Source organism: Lacticaseibacillus saniviri JCM 17471 = DSM 24301, from assembly GCF_001311785.1.
Classification (GTDB): Bacteria; Bacillota; Bacilli; order Lactobacillales; family Lactobacillaceae; genus Lacticaseibacillus; species Lacticaseibacillus saniviri.
The window spans coordinates 1-3,709 of record NZ_BBBX01000042.1 but is presented as its reverse complement, the minus strand read 5'-3'; the positions used below and the strand labels follow the sequence as shown (position 1 = coordinate 3,709).

4 protein-coding genes and 1 pseudogene are annotated in these 3,709 nt (G+C 47.2%); 1 reads left to right on the top strand and 4 read right to left on the bottom strand.

Annotated elements, in window-relative coordinates; translation table 11 throughout:
* Positions 1-123: 123 nt before the first annotated feature.
* The 4 genes from JCM17471_RS16165 to JCM17471_RS12875 all read right to left on the bottom strand — a co-directional run bounded on the left by JCM17471_RS16165 (position 124) and on the right by JCM17471_RS12875 (position 1,976).
* Complete coding sequence (locus JCM17471_RS16165; protein ID WP_263849516.1) at positions 124-597, bottom strand: IS3 family transposase; 474 nt, start codon at positions 595-597, stop codon at positions 124-126.
* A gap of 40 nt (positions 598-637) precedes the next feature.
* The gene (locus JCM17471_RS16160; RefSeq protein ID WP_054778149.1) at positions 638-901 is read right to left on the bottom strand and encodes a transposase; all 264 of its coding nucleotides are present in this window, start codon (positions 899-901) and stop codon (positions 638-640) included.
* Positions 902-1,005: 104 nt separating this feature from the next.
* The gene (locus tag JCM17471_RS16695) at positions 1,006-1,149 is read right to left on the bottom strand and encodes a hypothetical protein (RefSeq protein ID WP_369385988.1); all 144 of its coding nucleotides are present in this window, start codon (positions 1,147-1,149) and stop codon (positions 1,006-1,008) included.
* On the bottom strand, positions 1,107-1,976 hold the full coding sequence (locus tag JCM17471_RS12875; protein WP_082395346.1) for a LacI family DNA-binding transcriptional regulator: 870 nt from the start codon (positions 1,974-1,976) through the stop codon (positions 1,107-1,109). The genes JCM17471_RS16695 and JCM17471_RS12875 overlap by 43 nt, the downstream gene beginning before the upstream one ends.
* Before the next feature lie 178 nt (positions 1,977-2,154).
* On the opposite strand from JCM17471_RS12875, the pseudogene gtfA reads away from it, so the two are divergent.
* Positions 2,155-3,622: pseudogene (gene gtfA / locus JCM17471_RS12870) on the top strand (sucrose phosphorylase).
* The last annotated feature ends 87 nt before the right edge of the window (positions 3,623-3,709 follow it).

The window sequence follows — 3,709 nt, the reverse complement described above, 5'->3', positions numbered from 1 at the left end:
TATGTAGTTCAGTTAAACGTTGATTGTAATTATCGCTGGTATACTGTGATCCTAAATCCGTATGGATAATCAGGTCCCCAGTAATGGTTCGATTTTTAACCACGCTTTCAAGGGTCTTTAAGACTAAATCAGTATCCATCTTTTTGAGAACGAATAGCCGATAATCCGTCGTGAGTGCAGGCCCATGATGGTTGATAAGTAACACCAGCCATTACGCTTCGTTTGAATATAGGTCATATCAGCGGTCCATTTTTGATTTAAACCAGTGGTCGAGAAATCCTGCTTAAGCAAGTTGGGACGCTGTTCAACCTTGGTTTTGGAAGCCGAAGCCGCTTTCCACTTATTGACGGTAACGGAGTGGATATCCAGTTCCTTCATGAGCCGGGAGATCCGTCGTGGACTGCACCGAAGCTGCAGTGGTTGAAGTTCCAGATTCAATTCATGGTGGATCTTCATAACACCGTATCGCTGCTTAAATTCCGCAAAGATCCGCAGAATCCGTTGTTTCAAGTCCGCATCTTCGGCCCGGCGTTTTGAAGGTTTGGGGGATCGATAACGATAATACTGAGCTCTGGAAACACCGAGGATTCGGCACATCTTGGTTACCTGGTGGTGATGGCTTTCTTGGTGAATGTAATCAAAGATATTGGTTACTTCTGCGCAAGGAAGCCCATGGCTTTTTTAGGATTTCGTTCTCCTCAGACAGCGAAACCAGTCGCTTTTCCATCGCTTTGATTTCGTCTGGCGATTTACCGGATTGAGTTTTGGCCTGGCCCTGGATCCACTTATGAACTGTTGAATAGCCAATGCCATATTCTCTGGCCAGTTGGGCAGCTGATTCGCCTTGCTTATATAGGTTGATAATGTTTTGTTTGAATTCTTTGTCGTAACGAGTTGGCATGTAAAAATTCCTTCCTTTTGAGAGACGATTTATTCATTATACCCTCTCTTAAAAGTTGTCTCAGGAATCAGCTTACATCCACTTATAAAGAGCGAGACCTGCTGTTACGCCTTTTTGTGGACCCGATTCGTTTTTACCGGGAACGTGTAGTCCGAGTTGAGTCGCGTCTTAGGCGACTTAATCCGCTCGATTAGTAGCTCAACCATCAGCTCAGCCATCTCTTTGATTGGCTGTTGAACCGTTGGCAATTCCGGAAAGAATGTCCGAATAAAAGTGGATCCATCGTACCCGCTGATAAGCGATGGTAGTTCATCGTATCAGCACAGGTCTTTACCAAGATTGCCGTAACATCATCGGTACAGCATATTGCATCGTAATCACGGCTCACAATAAGCTGCCCAACCAGTAGCTTCTTTAACGCGATTGAGCTCTCAAACTCCAGTGAAGACGTAGTTACATCGACACCTGCCTGGTTAAACACCGCCATCATGCCGGTTACACGATCATTGATTGGGTAGAAGTCCTCCTTGCTACCCGACAGAATCAATACGTTCTTGACGCCACGCTCGACCACTTTACCGGCAATTGCCCGGCCGCCAGCAAGATTGTCGCTTTTGACCGTTGGAATCTCCTTAGAAATCTGCCGATCAAAAGACACAATCGGGTAACTCGCATTACCGTGCTCTATCAGAAAGTCAGAATGTGAGCCGGTAATGATGCCATCGACCTGGTTACTCTTCAGCAGCTTGAAATACTCCTCTTCCTTTTCGGAGTTGTTCTTACTCGTACAAAGCAACGTCTGGTAGTGCCGGCCGCTCAGTTCGTCTTCGATATGCTCAAAGAGTTCTGAATACAGCGGATTGTCGATCGAAGGCAGAATCACGCCGATGGTAGCAGAACTTTTCCCTTGCAGGCGACGAGCAGCGGCATTGGGCTGATAATTCAACTTCTCCATCGCAAGCTGCACCTTAGTAATCGCCGCCGGACTTAGATAGCCCTTACTGTTGATGACACGCGACACGGTGGCCACGGATACGCCCGCTTCTCGCGCGACGTCACGAATGGTTACAGACATCTCTGTTCACGTCCCTTCTATAATGTATCAACATTAGCACACTTCATCTGTTTCATCGCTAATATTAGGGACTTTCAAAGAAAAATATGTAACAATGTGTAACCAATTGCCATTTTTGTAAGCACTTCCTATAATGAAGATGCTTGCAAGCGCTAAATCGATTACGAGGAGTTGCTCTATGACAGTACCAAATGAAGTGATGTTGATTACCTATGGTGACAGCATGGGCGAAAATCTACATCAGCTTAATCACATTCTTGATGCCTACTTTGCAGGGGCGGTCGGCGGCGTTCATCTTCTGCCGTTCTTCCCTTCGTCAGGAGATCGCGGCTTCTCGCCGATGAACTACACCACAGTAGACCCTCGCCTCGGTAGCTGGCACGACGTCGATGCCCTCGCCGAGAAGAACTACCTGATGGCAGACCTGATGATTAACCATCTCTCATGTCAATCCGCTGAGTTCCAAGACTACCTGCAGCATCATGACCAGTCTGATTATGCCGGTATGTTCCTAAACTGGGATAAGTTCTGGCCAGCCAATCGACCAACACAAGCCGATGTTGACCTGATATACAAGCGCAAGGACAAGGCGCCATACCAAGAAATCACTTTTGCCGATGGCAACCAATCGAAGGTCTGGAATACCTTCAGTGAAGAGCAAATCGACCTTGATGTGAACGCCCCGCAGGCTAAGGCAATGTTCAGGACTGCGATGGCGATTTTGCCAAACATCACATCAACATTGTGCGCCTCGACGCCTTTGCCTACGCTGTCAAGAAGCTTGATACAAATGACTTCTTCGTGGAGCCGGACATCTGGCAATTGCTGGAGAGCATCTCTTCAGAAGCAGAAAAACACCAGCTGACGGTTCTTCCCGAGATTCATGAGCACTACACGTTACCGCGTAAGGTCAGCGAACACGGCTATTATACTTATGACTTCGCTCTGCCCATGCTGATTCTCTACACGCTTTTCAAAGGTGATGCCATGAACCTTCTGAATTGGCTGGCAGCGAGTCCAATGCATCAGTTCACCACGCTAGATACGCATGACGGCATCGGAATCGTTGATGTTAAAGACGTCCTTAATGATCAGCAGATTGATTTCACAACCAAGCAGCTCTACGAACATGGAAGTAATGTCAAGAAGGTCTACTCTAGCGCAACGTACAACAACCTCGATATCTATCAAATCAATACGACCTACTACTCAGCTCTGGGCGAGGACAACCGCGCATATCTACTAGCTCGAGCGCTACAGATATTTGCCCCTGGGATTCCACAAATTTATTATGTCGGCCTCTTAGCGGGAAAAACGATCTTGAGTTGCTTGAGGCGACTAAAGAAGGGCGCAACATCAATCGCCACTACTACACCGAAAGTGAAGTCGCGCAAGAAGTAAAGCGACCCGTTGTTCGCGACCTACTCAAGCTGCTCCGATTCCGTAATCAGGAACCGGCCTTTGACCTTGATGGCTCACTCACGATTGAAAAGACCGACAACGCCCACTTTACATTGATTCGCCGTAACCAGGCGCAGACTCACACAGCAACGTTAACCGTTGACTTAACAACGCTAAGATTCTCGGTCCAGGCGGATAATGATGTGCTCACACTCGAAACAGAACAGGATAATTCTAATGACTAAAGGTCTACCGGACGATTTTCTGGAAGTTTGTCAAATGGTGTTGAAGGATAGTTTCTATCCTTTGGAGATCTCCTCGTGTGAGAGATC